Raw genomic sequence first — 21,970 nt, 5'->3', positions numbered from 1 at the left:
AGGTTCACATGACACACCTTCCCCGCCTCTACTCGGGTATGCAGCCGTCGGCCGACTCGCTCCAGATCGGTAACTACATCGGCGCCCTCCTCCAGTGGAAAGACCTGCAACGCGACCACGACGCGTTCTTCTCGGTCGTCGACCTGCATGCCATCACCGTTCCGCAGGATCCGCACGCCCTTCGCGAGCAGACGCGGCGCACCGCTGCGCAGTACATCGCCGCCGGCATCGACCCCTCGCAGTCGACGCTCTACGTGCAGTCCCACGTTCCCGCCCACGCACAGCTCGCCTGGATCCTCAACACGATCACCGGCTTCGGCGAAGCCGCCCGGATGACCCAGTTCAAGGACAAGTCGGCCAAGCAGGGCACGGATGCGACCTCGGTCGGTCTGTTCGCCTATCCGGTGCTCATGGCGGCCGACATCCTTCTGTACGACGCCGAGATCGTTCCGGTCGGTGACGACCAGCGCCAGCACGTCGAACTCACACGCGACCTGGCCGCCCGGTTCAACAGCCGCTTCGGCGAGACATTCGTCGTGCCAGAGGCCATGATCCTCACAGAGACCGCGCGTATCTACGACCTCCAGAACCCCACGGCGAAGATGTCGAAGTCCGCCGAGTCGCACGCGGGCGTGATCTGGATGCTCGACGAGCCGTCGATCAACGCGAAGAAGATCATGCGCGCCGTGACCGACACCGACGGGGTCGTTGCGTTCGATCGCGAGGGCAAGCCCGGCATCTCCAACCTGCTGACGATCTATTCGGTGCTTGCCGGGCGCAGCATCGAGTCCCTTGAAGAGGAGTACGCGGGTCGCGGCTACGGCGATTTCAAGAAGGGCCTCGCCGAGGTGGTGGTGTCGACCTTCGGGCCGATTCGTGAACGCACGCTCGAACTCCTCGACGATCCCGCCGAACTCGACCGCATCCTCGCCGCAAACGCCGATCGGGCGAGCGACGTGGCCGAGGTGACCCTGGCGAAGGCCTACGACCGCGTCGGGCTGCTTCGTCCGGCCCGCTGAAATGGCGCGACGGCCTCCGAAGGTTGTGTTGTTCGACCTTGACGACACGCTCTTCGCCCATCGCGCCGCCGTCGCCAACGGCATTCAGGCGCATGTCGCCCGGCTCGGCGCGCCATATCTCGAACTGGATGCGGCGACGACGGTCTCGTTCTGGCACGAGCTCGAAGAATCCCACTACCACTCGTACCTTGCCGGTCAGCTCGACTTCGAGGGCCAGCGGAGGGCGCGGGCCAGGGACTTCGCGGCCAGGCACGGGGTCGCCCTCGATGACGAAGCAGCCAGCGTCTGGTTCGCGACCTACTTCGAGCGGTACGTGGAGAACTGGGCGCTCCACGACGATGCGGTCCCCTGCCTCGATGAACTCACCGTCCGCATCCCGGGGGTGCGGTTCGGGCTCATCACCAACGGCGACCTCGCCTTCCAGACCCGCAAGGTCACCACGGTCGGGCTGGACGCGCGCATCGACCGGATCATCGCATCCGGTGAGCTCGGCGTCGTCAAGCCCGACGCCGCCATCTTCGAGCACGCCTGCGATGCCTTCGCCGTCGCCCCGGCCGACGCCGCCTACGTGGGCGACCGCCTGCGCACCGACGCGGTCGGCGCTGCCCGTGCGGGTCTCACCGGAGTCTGGCTGAACCGCACCGGTCTTGTGCCCGAGCCGGCCGACGCGGCGGACGCGCGCGAAGCCGGAGTGCTCGAGGTCCACACGCTCGCCGATCTCCCCGACCTGCTGGCGAACGAGAATCGCCGCCCCCGCCGGGAGTCGCCCGCGTAACGGGGCATCTCGGCGAGAACGGCGATTGTCGTGCGACGAACTACTTCACGTCATCACTACTTCACGTCATCGTCCACCCAGTCGAAGGTCTTGGTGACGGCCTTCTTCCACAGGCGCAGCTGACGGTCTCGTTCGGCGTCGTCCATCTTCGGCGTCCAGCGGCTGTCCTCCTGCCAGTTCTTGCGCAGGTCGTCCAGGTTCTCCCAGAAGCCGACGGCGAGACCGGCGGCATACGCTGCGCCGAGCGCGGTGGTCTCGGCGACCACCGGACGCACGACCGGCACACCGAGGATGTCCGCCTGGAACTGCATCAGGGTGTTGTTGGCGATCATGCCGCCGTCCACCTTCAGCTCTGTCAGGTCGACACCGGAGTCGGCGTTGACCGCATCGAGCACCTCGCGCGTCTGGAAGGCCGTGGCCTCGAGTGCCGCGCGAGCGATGTGTCCCTTGTTGACGTACCGGGTGAGGCCGACCAGCGCACCACGCGCATCCGACCGCCAGTACGGCGCGAACAGACCGGAGAACGCAGGAACGAAGTAGGCGCCACCGTTGTCTTCGACCGTCTTGGCGAGATCCTCGATCTCCGGCGCACTCGAGATGAGGCCCAGGTTGTCACGGAGCCACTGCACGAGCGAACCCGTCACTGCGATGGAGCCTTCGAGGGCGTAGTGCGGCTTGGCGTCGCCCAGCTTGTAGCCGAGAGTCGTGAGCAGGCCGTTCTTCGAGTGGACGATCTCCTCTCCCGTATTGAAGATGAGGAAGTTGCCGGTGCCGTACGTGTTCTTCGACTCGCCCGGATCGAACGCGGCCTGACCGAACGTCGCGGCCTGCTGGTCGCCCAGGATACCCGCAACGGGTACCTCGCGCAGAAGGCTCGACGACTCGACCGTTCCGTACACCTCGGACGACGACCTGATCTCGGGCATCATCGACTTCGGCACGCCGAAGGTCGCGAGAATGTCGTCGCGCCAGCTCAGGGTCTCGAGGTCCATGAACATCGTCCGGGACGCGTTGGTCACGTCGGTCGCGTGCACGCCACCGTCCGGCCCGCCGGTCAGGTTCCAGAGGACCCAAGCGTCGGTGTTGCCGAACAGAAGGTCACCGGCTTCTGCGCGCTCGCGCGCACCTTCGACGTTCTCGAGGATCCAGACGATCTTCGTGCCCGAGAAGTACGTCGCGAGGGGTAGTCCGACGACCTGCTTGAATCGCTCGACGCCGCCGTCGGCCGCCAGGCGATCGACGATTGGCTGCGTGCGCGTGTCCTGCCACACGATGGCGTTGTAGACCGGTTCCCCGGTGTTCTTGTCCCACACGACAGCGGTCTCGCGCTGGTTGGTGATGCCCACGGCGGCGATGTCGTGGCGAGTGAGGTCCGCCTTGGCGAGCGCCTGGCCGATGACCTCACGAACGTTGTTCCAGATCTCGACAGGGTTGTGTTCGACCCAGCCGGCCTGCGGGAAGATCTGCTCGTGCTCCAGCTGGCCGGACGATACGATCGAGCCCGACTTGTCGAAGATGATCGCCCGGGAACTGGTTGTTCCCTGGTCGATGGCGACAACGTAGTCGCTCATATGTAACTCCTTTGTGGTGAGGTGGGGCGGACGGGCTCCGGTTCCGCACCGCGGAACCGGAGCGCCGCTCTTCTAGGTGACTTACTTGCTGACGAGCGGAGGCAGTACCAGCGCGAGCCAGCCGGCGAGGACACCGCCGATGATGGGGCCGACCACCGGCACCCACGAGTAAGCCCAGTCGCTCGAACCCTTGCCCCTGATGGGAAGGAAGAAGTGAGCGATGCGCGGACCGAGGTCACGGGCTGGGTTGATGGCGTATCCGGTCGGACCACCGAGGGAGGCGCCGATCGCGATAACCAGCAGAGCGACCGGAAGGGCACCCATAGCCACCATGCCGGGAGGTGCCTGGTGGCCGAAGGCGATGATGACGTACACGAGGACGAAGGTGCCGATGATCTCGGTGACCAGGTTCCACCCGTAGCTGCGGATCGCAGGACCGGTGGAGAAGACGCCGAGCTTGTTGGCGGGCTCGGGCTCCTCGTCGAAGTGCTGCTTGTAGGCGAGCCAGGTGATGACCGCACCGATGATCGCGCCGATGAACTGGCCTGCGATGAACGTCAGGATCGTTCCGATGTTCACGGGCACCAAGGTGTGCAGTGCCGCCGATCCGAACGTCTTGGCGCCGTTGGCGACGAGACCCAGCGTGACCGCGGGGTTCAGGTGCGCGCCCGAGTCGAAAGCGACGACGACACCAGAGAACACCGCAAGGCCCCAGCCGATGGTCACCATCAGGAAGCCGCCGTTGTAGCCCTTGGTCCTGATGAGGGCGACGTTGGCAACGACTGAGGTGCCGAGGAGGACGAGCATTGCTGTGCCCGCGATCTCCGACAAGAAATCTACCGTGAGCTTGTCCACATTGACCTTCCAGTTTTTCAGTTGAATCGCACCCTCGGTGCGCTATCTGTGGCACTTGTCGAGGATGGCAATCTGAACGCTATTCGCGTCCGCCGTTCCTCGACAAGGACCGGGCCGTGCACGTTCGTGCATTATCGGAGGGCAGGAGCCTCGCTCCCGTTTCCGGCCACGAGGTGTACCCCGTGTGCAGTTGAGAGTTCACCTACAAACGCATCTTCCTCCTGATTACGCCTCAAAAGCGACCATCCGAGCTCACTCGACGCAATTTCGCCGATTTCCGCCACGACGGCGCGTGTCGCTGAACCTGTGAACGCGAGGCTGGTGCGGCGGAGGAAGATGTCGGCCAGGTGCACCACGTGCTCGGTGCGGATCAGGTACGCGAGTTCGCCCCGGGTGTACGAGGGCGCGGATGCGAGGGGCACGTCGTCGATGCCGGCCAGCGCCTCGATCACGGCCTTCGCCTTCGTTCCGTAGCGTTCAAGCAGGCTTTCGGCACGTTCCGCACCGATATCGGCGCCGTAGCGTGCGATCCAGTCGCGCCGCGCTTCGTCCCCGACCGGGAATCCGGTTCCTCCGCCGATGGCGAGACCTGCCGTCCCCACGGTGCGGTCGACCCCGAGGAGGGCGAGCACATCGTTGCTGAGGCGTTCGCTGAGGGCACGGAAGGTGGTCCATTTGCCCCCGACCAGGCTGAGCACGGTCATGCTGTCGAGGCCGGGCAGGGTGCCGGGCACGATGCGGTAGTCGCGGGAGACGAAGCCGGGCTGCGTGTCGTCGTGGTGGGGCAGGGGACGTACTCCCGAGAAGCTGTAGACGATCTGTGACCGTTCGACCGCGATGTCTGGGAAAACGTGCGCGACCAGCCCGATGAAATATTCGATCTCGTCGTCGGTGCAGACCGCGGGAACCGACATGTCCGCCTCGAGGTCGGTGGTTCCGACCATCACCTTGCCCTTGAGCGGGTAGATCAGCACGATCCGGCCGTCTTCGTTCTCGAAGAACATCTCGCGGCCTTTGCACGCGTCGAGCAGAGCCGGGTTGTCGAGCACGATGTGCGAGCCTTTCGTGCCCCCCATGTACTCTGTTCGCCGCCCGAGGGCCGAGTTCGTCAGGTCCGTCCATGGTCCGGATGCGTTGACCACCACATCCGCCGTGATCACGAACTCGACGCCGGACTCGCGATCGCGCACGAGCACACCGCCGTCCTGGGTGCCGATGGCCTCGAGATAGTTCGCCGAGCGCGCCCGGGGGCCGGTGGCCAGCGCATCCCCGAGAACGTCGAGGGCGAGCCGTTCGGGGTCGTGCACGGACGCATCGAAGTATGTGGCGGTGTACTTGAGGCCGGGGTTGAGTTCAGGCTGGTCCTGCAGCGACTTCGTTCGCCCGGCGAACTGGTGGCGCGGCACGGAACCGCCGGCACGCGAGAACGAGTCGTACAGCGTCAGGCCGGTCTTGATGAGAAATGCGCCGCGCTCCTTCGTGCTGCCCTGCTTGTGCGTCAGGAAGCGCAAGGGTGCAGCGAGGATGCCGGAGAAGGTGGAGAAGATCGGGATCGTCGTCTTCAGCGGCTTGACGTAATGGGGCGCGATCTTCAGCAGCCCGTTGCGCTCGGTCACCGACTCGCGCACCAGCCGGAACTCACCGTTCTCGAGGTAACGGATGCCGCCGTGGATCATGTGGCTCGACGAGGCTGATGCGCCGGACGCATAGTCGCCGCGTTCGACGAGCACGACGTCGACGCCCTGGAGTGCCAGGTCACGGAAGGTTCCGAGACCGTTGATGCCGCCACCGATGATGAGCACCTGCGCCGCAGGCCGTTCGCGGATGCTCGCGACGTCGCCCCGGACGTCGCCTGTCGTTTCGGACTGCGTTGTCACTGTCCCTACCTGTGTTTCTCTTGCTCGGGCTGCACACCGACCGGTGCACGCAGCTATAGTTTGGGAAGTCGGACAAGATTGTTCAAGCTGACTGCACATACGTGCAGAGGAGGAACCGATGGCTCAACCCGAGACGGAGAACCTTCCGGAAAAGGTCAGGGAGGCCCTGAAGGCCGGGCACCTGTATTACATGCAGGACCTGACGATGGAAGCCATCGCACATGAGATGCACACGTCGCGGTCCAGTGTTTCCCGGCTCCTCAGCTATGCCCGCGCATCCGGTCTCGTCACCATCCAGATCGCCACGCCCAACGAAGGCGCCTCCCGCACCCAGCAGGACATCCACGAGCGGTACGGCATCGCAGCGCACATCGTACCTGTGCCCGCCAACATCAGCGACGTCGACCGCCTCGAGCGGGTGGCCATCTCCGCTGCACGAATTCTCGACCGCTTCATCGACTCCAATATGACCGTCGGCATCGCGTGGGGCTCGACGATCAGCGCTCTCAGCCGCCACCTGATCCCGAAAGACCTGCACAACCTCGAATTCGTCCAACTCAACGGCGCTGGGAACACGAATACCACCGGCGTGCTCTACGCGAGCGAGATCCTGCGCCGGTTCGGGGACACCTTCGCCGGTACGATCCAGGAGTTCCCGGTGCCCGCCCTGTTCGACGACCCGCTCACCAAGGAGGCCATGTGGCGTGAGCGGAGCACCCGGCGCATCCTGGACATCCAAAGCCGTATGGAGGTCGCGATCTTCGGCCTCGGTTCGCCGTTCTCGGAGGTGCGCTCGCACGTCTACGCCGGCGGATACCTGGAAGCCGGCGACTACGCATCACTCAACGAGTCAGGGGTGGTCGGCGATGTCGCGACCGTCTTCTTCCGCGAAGACGGGAGCCACCACGGCATCCCCTTGAACGAGCGGGCCAGCGGCCCGGACATCGACCTCATCAAACAGGTGCCGAGGCGCGTCTGCGTCGTGTCGGGCCCGTCGAAAGTGCACAGCCTCCGCGGGGCCCTTGCGGCCGAACTGATCACCGACCTGATCGTCGACGAGGGCACTGCCCGTGCGCTCGTCGCCCCGGCGGGCCCCTGACGGACATTGCGGCGAAAGACGGGAATAGCTGGGGCTCCCGCACGTTGATCTACACTCAGAAGCAGAAAACGTGCTCCGGGGTCGGTGAAAGTCCGAACCGGCGGTGATAGTCCGCGAGCGGCACGGCGACCTCGGTCGCCGGGTTGCTGAGCCGGTGGAATTCCGGCACCGACGGTAATGGTTTCGTGCGAGAGATCGCGCGGTGCCTCAGTCCGGATGGGAGGCAGCACGAGCAGAGGAACGCGGGAGCGGTCCATCTGTGACGGTGGCTGTCGACGCCACCTCCACCCCCGGAGCGTCTCGAAACGAGAGATGGGGTCCGGATGCCCGAGCCAGGCGGCTACGAAGCGCTGATGTCGCGCGCTCTGGAGCTCGCGCACAACGGGCCCGCCACCGGCATCAACCCGCGGGTCGGCTGCGTGATCGTCGGAGCAGACGGCGGGATCATCGCGGAGGGCTGGCACCGCGGTGTCGGTACGGCCCACGCAGAGGTCGACGCGCTCGGCAAGCTTCCGCACGGACGAGCACGCGGCGCCACCGCGGTCGTCACCCTCGAGCCGTGCAACCATACCGGCCACACCGGCCCGTGCTCCGTCGCGCTGATCGAAGCCGGAATCGCACGCGTGGTCTATGCGGTCAGCGATCCCGGCCACGCGTCGGGCGGTGGTGCCGCGCGTCTGCGCGCTGCCGGAGTCGAGGTGATCGCGGGCGTGCACGCCCGCGAGGTCGGAGCCTTCCTGAACGACTGGCTGACGGCGGCTCGCCTCGGGCGGCCCTTCGTGACCGTGAAATGGGCGAGCAGCCTCGACGGGCGCATCGCCGCTTCGGACGGCACGAGCCAGTGGATCACCGGAACGGCTGCACGGCAGCGCGTGCACGAGCAGCGCGAAGGCTCCGACGCGATCGTCGTGGGCACCGGAACGGTGCTCGCCGACGACCCGAGCCTCACCGCCCGCGGCGACGGCGGGGAGTTGCTCGCAGCCCAGCCGACGCCCGTGGTCGTCGGAACCAGGAGCATCCCGGCTGACGCGGCCGTCTTGCGTCATCCACATACTCCGGTCATCCTGGCGACGCACGATGTCGCCGGCGTGCTCCGCGACCTTCGGGCCCGCGGCTTCCGCCGCGTGTACGTCGAGGGTGGACCGACACTGGTGAGCGCGTTCGTTGCCGCCGGCCTCGTCGACGAGTACCTGATCTACCTCGCCCCGTCCCTGATCGGCGGCGACAGGCTCGCCCTCGGCGACATCGGCGTGACCACGATCGGCGAGCAGCGGCGCCTCGACATCGTCTCCGTCGAGCAGCTCGGAACCGACCTGCTCATCACCGCGCGTCCCCGCGCCACAGCAGCATCCACTCCAAAAGAAGGAATCCAGTAATGTTCACGGGCATCATCGAAGAACTCGGCGAGATCACTGCCGTCGACTGGGCGGACGACGCCGCCCGCGTCACGGTGCGCGGCCCGCTTGCGGTGGCCGACGCCCGGCACGGCGACTCGATCTCCGTGAGCGGAGTGTGCCTGACCGTGATCGACCAGACCGACGACTCGTTCACTGCCGACGTGATGGCCGAAACGCTCGCGATGAGCACGCTCGACGGCGTGGCGCCCGGGCGACGCGTGAACCTCGAGCGGGCGGCGCAGGTCGGGGACCGCCTCGGCGGACACATCGTGCAGGGACACATCGACGGCACGGCCACCGTCCTCGCCATCACCGACGGGAGCGCCTGGCGGGTCGTCCGCCTGAGCCTCGACCCCGAACACGCCGCACTGGTCGTACGCAAAGGCTCCATCGCGATCGACGGCGTCTCGCTCACGGTGAGTGCCGTCGGCGGGGGCCTCGTCGACGGATGGTTCGAAGTTTCGCTCATCCCGGAGACCCTCCACGCGACAACGCTCGGCGACCGCGTCGTCGGGGACCGCGTCAACATCGAAACCGACATCCTGGCCCGGCATGTGGAACGCATGCTGAGCCTCGGCTACGCCGCACCCGCGCTCGTGACCGAAACCGAAACCACGAGGAGCGACGCATGAGTCTCGCCACCATCCCCCAGGCCCTGACCGAGCTGCGCGCCGGTCGGCCCGTCATCGTCGCGGACAATGAGAGCCGCGAGAACGAAGGCGACGTCATCATCGCCGCCGAGCTCGCCAGCCAGGAATGGATCGCCTGGACGGTGAAGAACTCGTCCGGGTTCATCTGTGCCCCGATGACGAACGAGATCGCCGACCGGCTCGACCTGCCGGTGATGGTCGCCAACAACGAAGACGCACGCGGCACCAACTACACGATCAGTGTGGATGCCGCCGACCGGCTCAGCACAGGGATCAGTGCCGCCGACCGTGCGCACACCCTTCGCGTGCTCGCAGACCTCGACTCAACACCCGAGAGCCTGCACCGGCCCGGCCACATCCTCCCCTTGCGCGCCGTGGACGGGGGCGTGCGCGAACGTGACGGGCACACGGAGGCTGCGGTCGACCTGCTCAAGCTCGCCGGCCTCACCCCGGTCGCTGCCATCGCCGAGATCGTCGCCGACGACGGAGAGATGATGCGGCTTCCCGGGCTCATCGAGCTCGGCGAACGCGACGGCGTGATCGTGATCACCATCGAAGCCCTGATCGCGTATCTCCAGGAATTCCACTGCGACCAGCAACTGGCCACCGTCACACCGATTCCGGAATCGTCGCGCGTGATCTTCGAGGTCGAGACGACCGTGCCGACCGAGCACGGGCCGTTCACGATGCGCGCATACAGGGACCGCATGACCGGCGCAGACCACGTCGCCATCGTCGCGGGCCGCCCCTCCCCCGATGGCACGCTCGTGCGGGTGCACTCTGAATGCCTGACCGGTGAGGCGTTCGGTTCGCTCAAGTGCGAATGCGGCCCCCAGCTCGACGCCGCCCTCGAGACCGTGCAGCGCAACGGCGGCGTCGTCGTCTACCTGCGTGGCCACGAAGGTCGCGGGATCGGGCTCATCAACAAACTCCGTGCCTACCGCCTGCAGGAGGACGGTCTCGACACACTCGACGCCAACCTCGCGCTCGGCCTGCCGATCGACGCGCGCGACTACGGTGCGGCCACCGCAATCCTGCAGGATCTCGGCATCCGGTCGGTGCGCCTGCTGACCAACAACCCCGAGAAGGTGCGCCAGCTCGAAGAGCGCGGCATCGAGGTCACCGAGCGCGTTCCGCTGGTCGTCGGCGTCGGCGCATTCAACGAGAGCTACCTCGAAACCAAGCGTGACCGCATGGGTCACTCCATCACGGACAGCCAGCTGGCAGAGACCTTGCAGGCTTCGGAAGGGACAGCACGATGAGCGGAGCCGGAGCACCGGACACCCAGGAGTTGGTCGACGGGACGGGACTCTCCGTCGTCGTCGTCGCCGGCACCTGGCACGAAGAGATCACCGACGGCCTGATCGCCGGCGCTGAGCGGGTGCTTGCGGAATCGGGTGCATCGTTCTCGATCGTTCGCGTTCCAGGGAGCTTCGAGCTGCCGGTCGTCAGCAAGGCCGCCCTGGAAAACGGTGCGGATGCGGTGGTCGCGCTCGGCGTGATCATCCGGGGCGGAACGCCCCACTTCGAATACGTCAGCTCAGCGGCGACGGATGGGTTGACCCGCGTCGCGCTCGACACCGGCAAGCCGGTCGGATTCGGCGTTCTCACCCTCGACGACGAGCAGCAGGGCCTCGATCGCGCCGGGCTGCCGGGTTCGAAGGAAGACAAGGGCGCTGAGGCGGCGCACGCCGCGCTGGCGGCGGCTGTCGTGCTGCGCGGCCTGGCGGCGCGATAGGCCCGCGAGCGCGAGCGAGGCGCTTCAGTCGAGGAAGAGCGCGCGAAGCCTCCGCGTGGTGATGACCAGGCCGATGGCGATCATCACGGCGAAGTACAGCACGTGCAGCAGCATGGCGGGGTGAACGTCGCCGGTCGTCAGGCCGCGCACGAGGTCGACACCCTGCCACAGCGGCATGGCACGGATGATGACCTGGATCCAGTCGGGGTAGACCGTGATCGGGTAGAACGTAGCCGAGAGCAGGAACATCGGCAGCATGACGAAGTTGATCCAGTCCATCTGCTGGAACGTCTTCATGTAGCTTGTGATGCCCATCCCGAAGCTGGCGAAGCCGAACGCGATGAGCAGCACCGCCGGCAGCGCGAGAATGGCCCACCACGACAGATTGAGTCCGAGGACCTGCATCACCAGCATGAAGCCGACCGCGTACAGCGCGCCGCGCAGCAGGGCGAGGAGGATCTCACCGAGAGCGACATCGAGTGGCCCGAGCGATGTGGACAGCATCCCCTCGTAGAGCTTCGCGAAGTGCATCTTGAAGAACACATTCCACGTCGAGTCGTACACCGCGCCGTTCATCGCCGCCGTCGCCAGCAGAGCGGGAGCGATGAATGCCGCATAGGGGATGGACTGGCCGGAGGACGTCGTGACGTCCCCGACCAGCTTGCCCAGCCCGATTCCCAGAGAGAGCAGGTAGAAGATCGGCTCGAAGAAGCCGCTCACGATCACCAGCCAGTTGGTGCTGCGCGTCGCGAACCACCCGCGCTGCATGACCGACGACGCGTTGCCCGCGTACAGCGAGCGCATGGGCCGCAGGCGGGGAACGGTGGCGACCAGATCCGAATCGGTCGACGTCATTTGTTCAGCCTCCGTGCAGCGATGCGACGGGTCCAGACCCAGCCGACGATGAACAACGCCGCGAGATACAACACGTGGGCCGCGGTGAGCCAGAGCGGCTCGGCGGCTCCGTACGCGAATACGCGAGCGAGTTCCGTGCCATGCCAGAGCGGTGACAGCCAGCCGATCCACTGCAGGTAGACGGGCATCGAACCCAGCGGAAAGAAAGTGCCGGAGAAGAGCGTCATCGGCAGCAGAACGAAGCGCATGAGCATCGCGATCTGGCCGGTGTCCCGTTCGAGCGTCGAGACGTAGGCCATCACCGGCGCACCGAACGCCAGACCGGTGAGCACGGCGACGAAGACCGCGACGAACCCTGCCGGAGAGGGAACGGCTCCGAAGAGCAGCATGAACACGAAGTAGAGCACCGACGTGCCGAGCAGGCGCGCGGTCACCGAGATGACGATGCCGTCGATGATCTGGCCGGGCACGATCGGCGCGGAGTTCATGCCGTAGAAGGTGGGGTTCCATTTGAAGCCGAGCAGGATCGGGTACGTGAACTCCTCGCTCGCGACGGTCACTGCTGCCGTGCAGAGGAGGGCAGGAGCCACGAATTCGAGATAGCTGACGCCGTCGACCGCATTCGGCCCCAGATTGCTGCTGACGAGGCTGCCGAGACCGACACCCATGGCGAACAGGTAGAGCAGCGGATTGCCGATGCCGGTGACGAGAACGGTCTGCAGATATGACCGCATGACCCGGAAACGATGCTCCGCGACGTACCAGCCGCCGAAGCGGCGTGGCTTGACCGCAGCGAGTCGCGCCCGGTCCGCGTCGCTGAGCGAGGTGAGCGTCTCGGTCATTCGATCAGGCTCCGGCCGGTGAGGCGAAGGAACACATCTTCGAGGCTCGAGCGCCGCACGAGGCTGGTGATCGGGTGAAGCCCCCGCTGGGTGATCTTCACGAGTTCGGCTTCGCCGTCGCCGCTGTAGACGAGGATGCGGTCGGGAAGCACCTCGATGCGCTCACCGATCCCGCCGAGCTGCTCGGCGACCTCGACGTTCTTCTCGGAGCCGAAACGCACCTCGAGCACCTCGCGCGACGAATACTGGCGGATGAGCGCGGCCGGCGACCCTTCGGCCATGATGCGCCCCTTGTCGACGACGACCAGGCGGTCGCACAGCTGTTCGGCCTCGTCCATGTAGTGCGTCGTCAGCACGAGCGTCGTGCCCTGCTCCTTGAGCCGGAACAGGCGGTCCCACAGGATGTGCCGCGCCTGCGGGTCGAGTCCGGTCGTCGGTTCGTCAAGAAGCAGGATGCGTGGATCGTTGATGAGGGCACGGGCGATCGTCAGGCGTCGCTTCATTCCGCCGGAGAGATCGTCGACCTTCGATTTCGCCTTGTCTTCGAGTTGGGCGAATGCGAGGAGTTCGTCGGCACGCGCCTTCACCCGCGCGGTCGGCAGGCCGAAATACCGCCCGTAGACGATCAGGTTGTCGCGGACCTTCAACTCGGTGTCGAGATTGTCGGTCTGAGGAACCACCCCGAGCTGGGAGCGAATCTCAGGCCCGTATTTGTCGGGATCGAGGCCCAGGATGCTGAGATCGCCGTCGGTTCGTGCGGAGACAGCGCCGACCATGCGCATCGTCGTCGACTTGCCCGCACCGTTCGGGCCGAGGAGGCCGAACGATTCGCCGGGCGCGACCTCGAAACTGATCCCGTCGACGGCGGGAAATCCCTTGTACTTCTTGACGAGGTTGGTTGCAGTAATGACGGGCGCTGGCACAGTGAATCACTGTAGTACCGACCGCCGACACTGATGGCGGTGAGACGGGAACGGGCTAGAAGTGCGCGATGCCCTTGCCGATGAGGACGACACCGATGACGAGCAGCAGCGTCGCCAGGATCGCCGCGTTGTTGTGCACGAGCCACACGCGCAGCCGCTCCAGGGGGGCAGTCATCTGCTTGGACGCGATCAGGTAGGCGACGACGGGGATGAGCACCGTACTCGCCGCGATCACGACGAAGATCGCCGAGACGATCACCGTCTGGCCGATGGAGAGCGCGGCGGAGCCGATCGCCAGGCCACCGGCCACGGCCAGCAGCAGGTTCTTCGGGTTGACCGCGGAAAGCAGGAAACCGAGTCCGAATCCCCTTCCCGCATTCATCGAGTCGATCGACTTCATCCAGCCGGGCAGCGCGGGCTCCTGGCCGACGTGCGGGCGTCCGCGCCACTGCTGCACCGCGAGCAGGAGGAGCAGAACGCCCAGGATGATCGTGATCCACCCGACGATCGGCTTCGCAGCGTTCGGATCGCTGGCGGGGATGATCGACGAGAGCAGCGTGAACACGACAAGCGCCACGATGATCCCGACCACCCAGCCGAGCAGGAACCCGACACTCGTGCCTTTCGCCCTCGGGGACAGCAGCATGAGGATGGCGGCGATGATCGGGATCGGGCTGATCGCGATCCCGAGCGCGCTCGGAAGGATATCGCCGATGACACCATTCATGAACCTGCCCCAATCAGTTCTTCGCTAGTGCGAACCTACACGCTGGTCACAATGGGCGGCCAGCACGAAGTACGGTCGAAGGTAGCGCTTCGCCGCGCATCCACCCGATCAACCTGAAGAAGAACCATGACCAACGCACCGACCCCACGCCGCCGTTTCGGGCGACCCGCCAAAGACGAAGGACCGCGGGCGCGGTTCAGCCAATTGCTCCCCTACCTTTTCGAGCACAAGGTCGTCCTTTCTGTCGTCATCGTGCTGAGCATCCTCGGGGCTGCCGCGAGCCTTGCGCAACCACTCCTCGTCGGCAAAGTGATCTCCACCGTCGAGTCGGGGCAACCGCTCGGCCCGCTCGTCTGGCTGCTCGTCATCCTGGTCATCGTCTCCGGGCTGATCTCCGGCTACCAGCACTACCTCCTGCAACGCACGGGCGAGGGCGTCGTGCTCTCGTCGCGCCGCCGGCTGGTGGGGCGCATGCTGCGGCTGCCGATCAGCGAGTTCGACACCCGGCGGACGGGCGATTTGGTCTCCCGCGTCGGATCGGACACGACGCTGCTGCGCGCCGTTCTGACCCAGGGTCTCGTCGAGGCGATCGGCGGGGCGCTGACCTTCCTGGGCGCGCTGGTCGCCATGGCCATCATCGACCCGGTCCTCCTCGGCCTGACCGTGCTCGTCATCGCCGTCTCGATCATCGTGGTGGTCGGGCTCTCCGGCCGCATCCGTGTCGCCAGCCAGGCAGCGCAGACCAAGGTCGGCGACCTGGCGGCGGCGGTCGAGCGCGCGATCAGTTCGGTGCGCACCATCCGGGCCGCCAACGCGACCGACCGCGAGATCGCGGCCATCGACGCGGATGCGGTCGGCGCGTGGAAGATGGGAATCCAGGTCGCGAAGATCTCCGCCCTCGTCGTCCCGGTCGCGGGCATCGCGATGCAGGTGTCGTTCCTGGTCGTGCTCGGCGTCGGCGGGTTCCGCGTCGCCAGCGGGGCGATTACCGTCGCGAACCTTGTCACGTTCATCCTGTTCCTGTTCATGATGATCCTGCCGCTCGGCCAGGCGTTCGGCGCGGTCACCGCGGTCAACGCCGCGCTCGGCGCGCTGGGGCGCATCCAGGAGATCGTCGACCTGCCCGCCGAGGACCAGTTCGACCGCGACCTGGCGCCGCTCGCGATCACCGTGGGCGCGGCAAACGCGGCGATGGCACCGGATGCTCCCGCCATTGCGTTCGTGGACGTGCACTTCGCCTACCCGGACTCCGCCATCGCGCCGGCCGATCGCGACGAGAAGGCGCAGGAGGCCGAGACCGCGCGCACGCAACGCGACGAGACCCGGCGCGACGCCGTCGAAGCCCTGGGCGGCGTCGACATCGTCGCGGAGGCCGAAGCCGCTGCCGGGCTCCCGCTCGACGAGCGCGATGTCGCAGAGATCCTGCCGCACGGCGGCGTGCTCCGCGGAGTGAGCTTCGAGGCGCCGCGCGGAAAGCGCACTGCGCTCGTCGGGCCGTCCGGGGCCGGCAAGTCGACCATCCTCGCCCTGATCGAGCGTTTCTACGACCCGACGGACGGCATCGTGCACTTCGGCGGGCTCGACGTGCGCTCGCTCGACCGCACGACGCTGCGGTCGCAGATCGGGTACGTCGAGCAGGACGCCCCGGTGCTCGCCGGGTCGCTGCGCGACAACCTCACCCTCGGCGCGCCTGCGGCGACCGACGACGAATGCATCGCCGTGCTGCACGCAGTCAACCTGACCGAGGTGCTCGAGCGCAACGAACTCGGGTTGTCGGCGCCGGTCGGGGAAGACGGCATCATGCTCTCGGGCGGCGAACGCCAGCGGCTCGCGATCGCCCGCGCACTGCTTGCGGCGCCTCCGGTGCTGTTGCTCGACGAGTCGACCTCCAGCCTCGACGGCCGCAACGAGCAGCTCATGCGTGAGGCGATCGACGCAGTCGCCGAAGATCGCACACTCATCGTGATCGCACACCGCCTGTCGACGGTCGTCGACTCCGATCAGATCGTCGTCATCGACCACGGCGAGGTCATCGGCACCGGAACCCACTCCGAACTGGTGCAGACCACCCCGCTCTACCGCGACCTGGCCAAGCACCAGCTCCTCGTCTGAGGGCGCTCCCGACCACAGGAAAAAGCACCCTATTCGTAAGAAATGGGGTGCTTTTTCCTGTGCTCGGCCGCTCGCGACGAGCGTGGCGGCGCGAGCGTGCCGCGGTCAGGCGCGGAGGTGGTAGCGGAGCGAGGCGAGCTCGGCCCGGAGGGCTGCGGGCACGCGGGCACCGAACTGGGCGAAGTACTCCTCGGTCAGGTCGCACTCGTCGAGCCAGGTGCGGGAATCCACCTCGAACAGGGCCTCGAGGGCTTCGTCGCTGATGTCGAGGCCGTCGAGGTCGAACTGCGACGGAACCGGGAGGCGTCCGATCGGGGTGTCCACGGCATCCGCCGAGCCTTCGATGCGACGGATGATCCACTCGATCACCCGCGAATTCTCACCGAATCCGGGCCACAGGAATTCACCGTCGGCGCCCTTGCGGAACCAGTTCACCTGGAAGATCTTCGGGGCGTCCGCTCCCAGGCGGTCGCCGACGTGCAGCCAATGCGCCCAGTAGTCGGCCATGTTGTAGCCGCAGAACGGCAACATCGCGAACGGGTCGCGGCGCAGCTCGCCGACCGTCCCTTCCGCTGCGGCCGTCTTCTCTGACGAGATCGTGGCGCCCATGAAGACGCCATGACGCCAGTCCCTCGCCTGGGCGACCAGCGGCACGTTCGTCGCGCGGCGTCCGCCGAACAGGATCGCGTCGATGGGCACGCCGTCGAGTGCATCCCAGTCGTCGGCGATCGACGGGCACTGGGCCGCCGAAACGGTGAAACGGGAGTTCGGATGCGCGGCCGGACGCCCGGAATCCGGGGTCCAGTCGTTGCCCTCCCAGTCGATGAGGTGCTGGGGCGGCTCGGGGGTGAGTCCCTCCCACCAGACGTCGCCGTCGTCGCGCAGGGCGACGTTGGTGAAGATCGTGTTCCCCCAGAGGGTGTCGACGGCGGTCGCATTGGTCAGCATGCCCGTTCCCGGCGCCACCCCGAAGAACCCGGCCTCCGGGTTGATCGCGCGGAGCTTACCCTCGCGGTCGCGGCGCAGCCAGGCGATGTCGTCGCCGATCGTCTCGACCTTCCAGCCCGGGATCGTCGGGCGCAGCATGGCCAGGTTCGTCTTGCCGCAGGCCGAGGGGAAGGCGGCGGCGAGGTGGTAGGCGCGGCCCTCGGGCGAGGTGACCTTGATGATGAGCATGTGCTCGGCCAGCCAGCCTTCGTCGCGTGCCATCACCGACGCGATACGGAGCGCGAAGCACTTCTTGGCGAGCAGCGCGTTGCCGCCGTAGCCCGAGCCGTACGACCAGATCTCGCGGGTATCGGGGAACTGCACGATGTACTTGGTCTCGTTGCACGGCCACAGCACGTCGTCGTGTCGCACGCCGTCGTCCTCGATGAGGGGTGCTCCAACACTGTGAACGGTGGCGACCCAGGGCGTCCCCGCCTCGATGAGGTCGAGTACCCGGCGACCGGTGCGTGTCATGATGCCCATGCTGAGCACGACATACGGCGAATCGGTGATCTCGACACCGAGCTGCGAGATCGGGCCGCCGAGCGGTCCCATGGAGAACGGAACCACGTACATCGTGCGGCCGCGCATGCTGCCCTCGAACACCTCGTCGAGTTCGGAGCGCATCTCCGCGGGGTCGCGCCAGTTGTTGGTGGGGCCGGCGTCGTCGGGCTCAGCCGAGCAGATGAAGGTGCGGTCCTCGACGCGGGCGACATCGCCGGCATCGGTTCGCGCGAGGAAGCTGTTCGGGCGCCATTCAGGGTTCAGGCGGATGAACTTGCCCTCGGCCACGAGCTGCTTCGTCAGCTGGTCGGCCTCACGCATCGAGCCGTCGCACCAGACGATCTGGTCGGGCTGGGTGAGGCGAGCGATTCCCTGGACCCACTCGCGCAGTGCCGCGTCTGTGGTCGCCGGGGCGGGGTCTCCGCCCTGGCCCTCCTGGGTCCTCGGCAGCTCAGTGATGGTCATCGTGGGTCCTTTCGCTGAAAATTCTTCCGCCAAAGCCAGTCTGAGCGAGGAATTGACCTTCTGATCCCAAAATTGTGAGGCAAGAATCGCGATTCTTTCGATAGTGTGAAGAGATGGACTCTGTCAGCGCGGACACCACGACTCTCGGCCACCGCATCCGCCACTACCGCACGCAGCGCGAGATGACCCTCGACGACCTCGGTCTCGCGGCCGGGGTGGCCGGCAGCCAGCTGTCGCTCATCGAGAACGGCAAACGCGAACCGCGCCTGTCGCTGCTTCAGGCCGTCGCCTCGGCCCTCGACGTCGCCCTCTCCGACCTGCTCAGCAGCGAAGCGCCGAACTCGCGCGCGGCCCTGGAGATCGAGCTCGCCAGGGCGCAGCGGGGATCGCTCTACGCGTCACTCGGGCTGCCGCCGGTGAAGCCGACGAAGGGAACGCCGACCGAGACCCTCGAGGCGATCGTCGGCCTGCATCGCGAACTCGCGAAGCGCGCGAACCAGGCGATCGCGACACCCGAAGAGGCCCGGCGCGCGAACACCGAACTGCGCGAACAGATGCGGGCGCAGAACAACTACATCCCCGAGATCGAAGATCTGGCCGAAGAACGTGTTCGGGCGTCCGGCCACACCCGCGGCGCGCTCACCCACCGCGAGGTCAGCGTCATGGCCGAGCAGCTCGGCCTGCGCCTGATCTACGTGAACGACCTGCCGCACTCGGCGCGCTCGGTGACAGATCTCGCCAACGGGCGCATCTACCTCCCGCCCGCATCGATCCCGGGAGGCCACGGCCTGCGCTCGATGGCGCTGCAGGCGATGGCACACCGGCTGCTGCGCCACGAACCTCCCGAGAGTTACGCCGACTTCCTCCGGCAGCGGCTCGAGATCAACTACTTCGCGGCCTGCTGCCTGATGCCCCGCGAGGCGGCCGTCGGGTTCCTCCAGGAACGCAAACGGGATCGCGACCTCGCCGTGGAAGACTTCCGGGATGCGTTCGGCGTCACCCACGAGGCGGCCGCGCTGCGCCTCACCAACCTGGCCACCAGCCACCTCGACATGACACTGCACTTCCTGCGGGTCGGCGACGACGGCGCACTGTACAAAGGCTACGAGAACGACGGGCTGCCACTGCCCACCGATGTGACGGGTGCGATCGAAGGCCAGCTGGTCTGCCGGCAGTGGAGCGCACGCAGCGCCTTCACACACACCAACCGCACGACAGAGCTCTACCAGTACACCGACACCCCGGCGGGAACCTACTGGTGCGCGACACAGACGGGGTCGACCTCCGCCGGCGGGTTCTCCATCAGCGTCGGGGTGCCGTTCGCCGAGGCGAAATGGTTCCGCGGGCGCGAGACGACGGTTCGCGCGGAGTCGCGCTGCCCCGACGAGTCGTGCTGCAAACGGCCCGCGCACGAGCTCGAAGACCGCTGGGCCGGCAAGGCGTGGCCGAGCGCGCGGCTGCATGCGCACATCCTGTCGCCGCTGCCGTCCGGCAGCTTCCCCGGTGTCGACGACAACGAGGTGTACGCGTTCCTCGAGACGCACTCCGCCGAGTAGGGCGCGGGTCGGGGCGCGGCTCGAGCCGCCTAGCGCGGCTGCATGCGGATGGCGCCGTCGAGGCGGATGACCTCGCCGTTCAGCATCGGGTTCTCGACGATGTGGCGCACGAGGGCGGCGTACTCGGCCGGCTTGCCGAGGCGCGACGGATGCGGAACCTGCGCGGCGAGGGAATCCTGCGCCGCCTGCGGCAGGCCCGCCATCATCGGCGTCTCGAAGATGCCGGGTGCGATCGTCATGACGCGCACCAGGTCCCGTGCGAGCTCGCGCGCGATCGGCAGGGTCATCGCAGCGACGCCGCCCTTGGACGCCGAATAGGCCGGCTGCCCGATCTGGCCGTCGAACGCGGCGACGGAGGCGGTGTTGACGATGACGCCACGCTCCTCCCCCAGCATTTCGGTCTTCACCATGGCGGCCGCGGCGAGGCGGATGACGTTGAACGTTCCGATGAGGTTCACCCGCACCACGCGCTCGAACTGGCCCAGGGCGAGCACGCCATCCCGTCCGAGCACTTTGCCCGGGGTCGCGATGCCGGCACAGTTGACGACGATGCGCAGGGGTGCGAGGCCGGACGCCTCGTCGACCGCATCCTGCACCTGCTGCTCGTCGGTCACATCCGCCGCCACGAACCGGGCGGTCGGGCCGAGAGCGACCGCCGCCTTCTCGCCTTCCGACGACGGCAGGTCGAGGATGACGACCGACGCTCCGGCGGCTGTCAGCGCCCGGGCGGTCGCGTTGCCGAGGCCTGACGCGCCCCCTGTGACGAGTGCCGAGCATCCCTCGATCTGCATGGAAAGTCCTTTCGGGTCGGCGAGCGGCTACAGCCGCTCGATGATGGTGGCGTTGGCGGTGCCGCCGCCTTCGCACATCGTCTGCAGGCCGAACCGGCCGCGGGTGGCTTCGAGCTGGTTCACCAGGGTGGCCAGCAGGCGCGTGCCCGATGACCCGAGGGCGTGGCCGAGTGCGATGGCACCGCCGCGCGGGTTGAGGCGCGTGGGGTCCGCCTCGAATTCGCGCTGCCAGAGGAGAGGAATCGGCGCAAAAGCCTCGTTGACCTCGTACGTGTCGATGTCGTCGATCGAAAGTCCGGTGCGCGCGAGCACCTTCTCGGTCGCGGGAATGATGCCGGTGAGCATGAGCAACGGGTCGCTCCCTGCGACGCCGAACGCGTGGAAGCGCGCACGCGGCCGGAGGCCCAGCCGGTCGGCCATCTCCGCACTCATGATCAGTGCCGCGGACGCCCCGTCGGTCAGTGGCGACGAATTGCCCGGCGTGATCTTCCAGTCGATCTCGGGAAACCGCTCGGCGAGCTCGTCGGTGCGGAACGACGGCGCGAGTCCCGCCAGCGCTTCGGCGGTCGTCGAGGCACGGATCGTCTCATCGGCGGTCACACCGCCGCTGTCCGGCGTGCCGACAGGCACCAGCTCCGCGTCGAAGGCACCGGATGCTGCAGCCTCCGCCGCGCGAGCGTGCGACCGCGCAGAGAATGCGTCGAGCTCTTCCCTGCTGAACCCCCAGCGGGTGGCGATCAGCTCGGCCGACACACCCTGGCCGACCAGACCGTCGGGGAAGCGCTGCTCGAGCAACGCACCCGCGGTGGACTGGCCCGCCCGGTTGGAAAGCATCGGGACCCGGCTCATCGACTCGACGCCGCACGCGATGACCACGTCATACGCCCCGGCGAGCACGCCCTGCGCAGCGAACGCGGCGGCCTGCTGGCTGGATCCGCACTGCCGGTCGACGGTGACGGCCGGCACGGAGTCGGGAAACCCGGCGCTCAGCACAGCGGTTCGCGTGATGTTCGTGGACTGTTCGCCGATCTGGGTGACGCATCCGCCGATCACGTCGTCGACGATGGCCGGGTCGAGGTCATTGCGCCGCACGAGCTCGGCGAGCACGCCCGCCAGCAGGTCGGCAGGATGGATGTCCGACAGCGCGCCGCCCGGTTTCCCCCGGCCGGACGGGGTGCGGATGACGTCGACGATGACCGCATCGGTGCTCATGAGTGCACGATACCT

19 protein-coding genes and 1 riboswitch are annotated in these 21,970 nt (G+C 67.0%); of the genes, 9 read left to right on the top strand and 10 right to left on the bottom strand.

Annotated features, from left to right (window positions below; all coding sequences use genetic code 11):
- Positions 1-8 precede the first annotated feature (8 nt).
- Both trpS and ACPPVQ_RS06175 read left to right on the top strand, forming a co-directional pair.
- Positions 9-1,019, top strand: coding sequence for a tryptophan--tRNA ligase (trpS, locus tag ACPPVQ_RS06180; RefSeq protein WP_426519691.1), 1,011 nt, complete (start codon positions 9-11; stop codon positions 1,017-1,019).
- Between the two features lie 25 nt (positions 1,020-1,044).
- The gene (locus tag ACPPVQ_RS06175) at positions 1,045-1,794 is read left to right on the top strand and encodes an HAD family hydrolase (protein WP_426519689.1); all 750 of its coding nucleotides are present in this window, start codon (positions 1,045-1,047) and stop codon (positions 1,792-1,794) included.
- Positions 1,795-1,850: 56 nt separating this feature from the next.
- Here ACPPVQ_RS06175 and glpK read toward each other — a convergent pair whose 3' ends face one another.
- From glpK to ACPPVQ_RS06160, 3 genes are all read right to left on the bottom strand, one after another.
- Complete coding sequence (gene glpK, locus ACPPVQ_RS06170) at positions 1,851-3,365, bottom strand: glycerol kinase GlpK (protein ID WP_426519687.1); 1,515 nt, start codon at positions 3,363-3,365, stop codon at positions 1,851-1,853.
- Positions 3,366-3,446: 81 nt separating this feature from the next.
- Positions 3,447-4,172 carry an MIP/aquaporin family protein gene (locus ACPPVQ_RS06165; protein WP_426521163.1) on the bottom strand — a complete coding sequence of 242 codons (726 nt, stop codon included), beginning with the start codon at positions 4,170-4,172 and terminating at the stop codon, positions 3,447-3,449.
- A gap of 179 nt (positions 4,173-4,351) precedes the next feature.
- Positions 4,352-6,097, bottom strand: a complete 1,746-nt coding sequence (locus ACPPVQ_RS06160; RefSeq protein WP_426519685.1) for a glycerol-3-phosphate dehydrogenase/oxidase — start codon at positions 6,095-6,097, stop codon at positions 4,352-4,354.
- Between the two features lie 118 nt (positions 6,098-6,215).
- Here ACPPVQ_RS06160 and ACPPVQ_RS06155 point away from each other — a divergent pair, with 118 nt between their 5' ends.
- From ACPPVQ_RS06155 to ribH, 5 genes are all read left to right on the top strand, one after another.
- Positions 6,216-7,196: a sugar-binding transcriptional regulator gene (locus ACPPVQ_RS06155; protein ID WP_426519683.1), complete on the top strand. Its 981-nt coding sequence runs from the start codon at positions 6,216-6,218 to the stop codon at positions 7,194-7,196.
- Between the two features lie 67 nt (positions 7,197-7,263).
- Positions 7,264-7,429, top strand: a riboswitch (FMN riboswitch).
- A 90-nt stretch (positions 7,430-7,519) separates the two neighbouring features.
- On the top strand, positions 7,520-8,572 hold the full coding sequence (gene ribD / locus ACPPVQ_RS06150; protein WP_426519681.1) for a bifunctional diaminohydroxyphosphoribosylaminopyrimidine deaminase/5-amino-6-(5-phosphoribosylamino)uracil reductase RibD: 1,053 nt from the start codon (positions 7,520-7,522) through the stop codon (positions 8,570-8,572).
- Complete coding sequence (locus ACPPVQ_RS06145) at positions 8,572-9,225, top strand: riboflavin synthase (RefSeq protein WP_426519679.1); 654 nt, start codon at positions 8,572-8,574, stop codon at positions 9,223-9,225. Before ribD ends, ACPPVQ_RS06145 begins: the two co-directional genes overlap by 1 nt.
- The gene (gene ribA, locus ACPPVQ_RS06140) at positions 9,222-10,505 is read left to right on the top strand and encodes a GTP cyclohydrolase II (protein WP_426519677.1); all 1,284 of its coding nucleotides are present in this window, start codon (positions 9,222-9,224) and stop codon (positions 10,503-10,505) included. Before ACPPVQ_RS06145 ends, ribA begins: the two co-directional genes overlap by 4 nt.
- The gene (gene ribH / locus ACPPVQ_RS06135; protein WP_426519675.1) at positions 10,502-10,981 is read left to right on the top strand and encodes a 6,7-dimethyl-8-ribityllumazine synthase; all 480 of its coding nucleotides are present in this window, start codon (positions 10,502-10,504) and stop codon (positions 10,979-10,981) included. The genes ribA and ribH overlap by 4 nt, the downstream gene beginning before the upstream one ends.
- Before the next feature lie 24 nt (positions 10,982-11,005).
- Here ribH and ACPPVQ_RS06130 read toward each other — a convergent pair whose 3' ends face one another.
- From ACPPVQ_RS06130 to ACPPVQ_RS06115, 4 genes are read right to left on the bottom strand one after another with little or no spacing between them, the layout of a single operon-like run.
- Positions 11,006-11,836 carry an ABC transporter permease gene (locus ACPPVQ_RS06130; RefSeq protein ID WP_426519673.1) on the bottom strand — a complete coding sequence of 277 codons (831 nt, stop codon included), beginning with the start codon at positions 11,834-11,836 and terminating at the stop codon, positions 11,006-11,008.
- A complete protein-coding gene (locus tag ACPPVQ_RS06125; protein ID WP_426519671.1) occupies positions 11,833-12,678 on the bottom strand; it encodes an ABC transporter permease in 846 nt (281 codons plus the stop codon). The genes ACPPVQ_RS06130 and ACPPVQ_RS06125 overlap by 4 nt, the downstream gene beginning before the upstream one ends.
- The gene (locus tag ACPPVQ_RS06120; RefSeq protein WP_426519669.1) at positions 12,675-13,601 is read right to left on the bottom strand and encodes an ABC transporter ATP-binding protein; all 927 of its coding nucleotides are present in this window, start codon (positions 13,599-13,601) and stop codon (positions 12,675-12,677) included. The genes ACPPVQ_RS06125 and ACPPVQ_RS06120 overlap by 4 nt, the downstream gene beginning before the upstream one ends.
- Before the next feature lie 55 nt (positions 13,602-13,656).
- Positions 13,657-14,328, bottom strand: a complete 672-nt coding sequence (locus ACPPVQ_RS06115; protein ID WP_426519667.1) for a GAP family protein — start codon at positions 14,326-14,328, stop codon at positions 13,657-13,659.
- A 126-nt stretch (positions 14,329-14,454) separates the two neighbouring features.
- On the opposite strand from ACPPVQ_RS06115, the gene ACPPVQ_RS06110 reads away from it, so the two are divergent.
- Complete coding sequence (locus ACPPVQ_RS06110; RefSeq protein ID WP_426519665.1) at positions 14,455-16,440, top strand: ABC transporter transmembrane domain-containing protein; 1,986 nt, start codon at positions 14,455-14,457, stop codon at positions 16,438-16,440.
- Positions 16,441-16,545: 105 nt separating this feature from the next.
- On the opposite strand, the gene ACPPVQ_RS06105 is transcribed toward ACPPVQ_RS06110, so the two are convergent.
- Positions 16,546-18,396, bottom strand: coding sequence for a phosphoenolpyruvate carboxykinase (GTP) (locus ACPPVQ_RS06105; RefSeq protein ID WP_426519663.1), 1,851 nt, complete (start codon positions 18,394-18,396; stop codon positions 16,546-16,548).
- A gap of 113 nt (positions 18,397-18,509) precedes the next feature.
- On the opposite strand from ACPPVQ_RS06105, the gene ACPPVQ_RS06100 reads away from it, so the two are divergent.
- Positions 18,510-19,952 carry a helix-turn-helix domain-containing protein gene (locus tag ACPPVQ_RS06100; RefSeq protein ID WP_426519661.1) on the top strand — a complete coding sequence of 481 codons (1,443 nt, stop codon included), beginning with the start codon at positions 18,510-18,512 and terminating at the stop codon, positions 19,950-19,952.
- Between the two features lie 29 nt (positions 19,953-19,981).
- Here ACPPVQ_RS06100 and ACPPVQ_RS06095 read toward each other — a convergent pair whose 3' ends face one another.
- Together ACPPVQ_RS06095 and ACPPVQ_RS06090 are read right to left on the bottom strand one after the other, a co-directional pair.
- The gene (locus tag ACPPVQ_RS06095; RefSeq protein ID WP_426519659.1) at positions 19,982-20,743 is read right to left on the bottom strand and encodes a 3-hydroxyacyl-CoA dehydrogenase; all 762 of its coding nucleotides are present in this window, start codon (positions 20,741-20,743) and stop codon (positions 19,982-19,984) included.
- Between the two features lie 27 nt (positions 20,744-20,770).
- Positions 20,771-21,955: a thiolase family protein gene (locus ACPPVQ_RS06090; protein ID WP_426519657.1), complete on the bottom strand. Its 1,185-nt coding sequence runs from the start codon at positions 21,953-21,955 to the stop codon at positions 20,771-20,773.
- Positions 21,956-21,970 lie beyond the last annotated feature (15 nt).

Source organism: Leifsonia sp. McL0618 (assembly GCF_049994905.1).
GTDB lineage: Bacteria > Actinomycetota > Actinomycetes > Actinomycetales > Microbacteriaceae > Diaminobutyricibacter.
Note: the sequence above shows the minus strand (reverse complement) of the source record. Positions and strands in the feature narration are given on the sequence as shown.

Bases quoted from the DNA above. Each gene is read 5' to 3' on its own strand.
- trpS (WP_426519691.1), top strand. From the start codon at position 9: ATGACACACCTTCCCCGCCTCTACTCGGGTATGCAGCCGTCGGCCGAC.
- glpK (WP_426519687.1), bottom strand. From the start codon at position 3,365: ATGAGCGACTACGTTGTCGCCATCGACCAGGGAACAACCAGTTCCCGG.
- ACPPVQ_RS06165 (WP_426521163.1), bottom strand. From the start codon at position 4,172: ATGCTCGTCCTCCTCGGCACCTCAGTCGTTGCCAACGTCGCCCTCATC.
- ACPPVQ_RS06155 (WP_426519683.1), top strand. From the start codon at position 6,216: ATGGCTCAACCCGAGACGGAGAACCTTCCGGAAAAGGTCAGGGAGGCC.
- ribD (WP_426519681.1), top strand. From the start codon at position 7,520: ATGCCCGAGCCAGGCGGCTACGAAGCGCTGATGTCGCGCGCTCTGGAG.
- ACPPVQ_RS06145 (WP_426519679.1), top strand. From the start codon at position 8,572: ATGTTCACGGGCATCATCGAAGAACTCGGCGAGATCACTGCCGTCGAC.
- ribA (WP_426519677.1), top strand. From the start codon at position 9,222: ATGAGTCTCGCCACCATCCCCCAGGCCCTGACCGAGCTGCGCGCCGGT.
- ribH (WP_426519675.1), top strand. From the start codon at position 10,502: ATGAGCGGAGCCGGAGCACCGGACACCCAGGAGTTGGTCGACGGGACG.
- ACPPVQ_RS06130 (WP_426519673.1), bottom strand. From the start codon at position 11,836: ATGACGTCGACCGATTCGGATCTGGTCGCCACCGTTCCCCGCCTGCGG.
- ACPPVQ_RS06125 (WP_426519671.1), bottom strand. From the start codon at position 12,678: ATGACCGAGACGCTCACCTCGCTCAGCGACGCGGACCGGGCGCGACTC.
- ACPPVQ_RS06115 (WP_426519667.1), bottom strand. From the start codon at position 14,328: ATGAATGGTGTCATCGGCGATATCCTTCCGAGCGCGCTCGGGATCGCG.
- ACPPVQ_RS06110 (WP_426519665.1), top strand. From the start codon at position 14,455: ATGACCAACGCACCGACCCCACGCCGCCGTTTCGGGCGACCCGCCAAA.
- ACPPVQ_RS06105 (WP_426519663.1), bottom strand. From the start codon at position 18,396: ATGACCATCACTGAGCTGCCGAGGACCCAGGAGGGCCAGGGCGGAGAC.
- ACPPVQ_RS06100 (WP_426519661.1), top strand. From the start codon at position 18,510: ATGGACTCTGTCAGCGCGGACACCACGACTCTCGGCCACCGCATCCGC.
- ACPPVQ_RS06095 (WP_426519659.1), bottom strand. From the start codon at position 20,743: ATGCAGATCGAGGGATGCTCGGCACTCGTCACAGGGGGCGCGTCAGGC.
- ACPPVQ_RS06090 (WP_426519657.1), bottom strand. From the start codon at position 21,955: ATGAGCACCGATGCGGTCATCGTCGACGTCATCCGCACCCCGTCCGGC.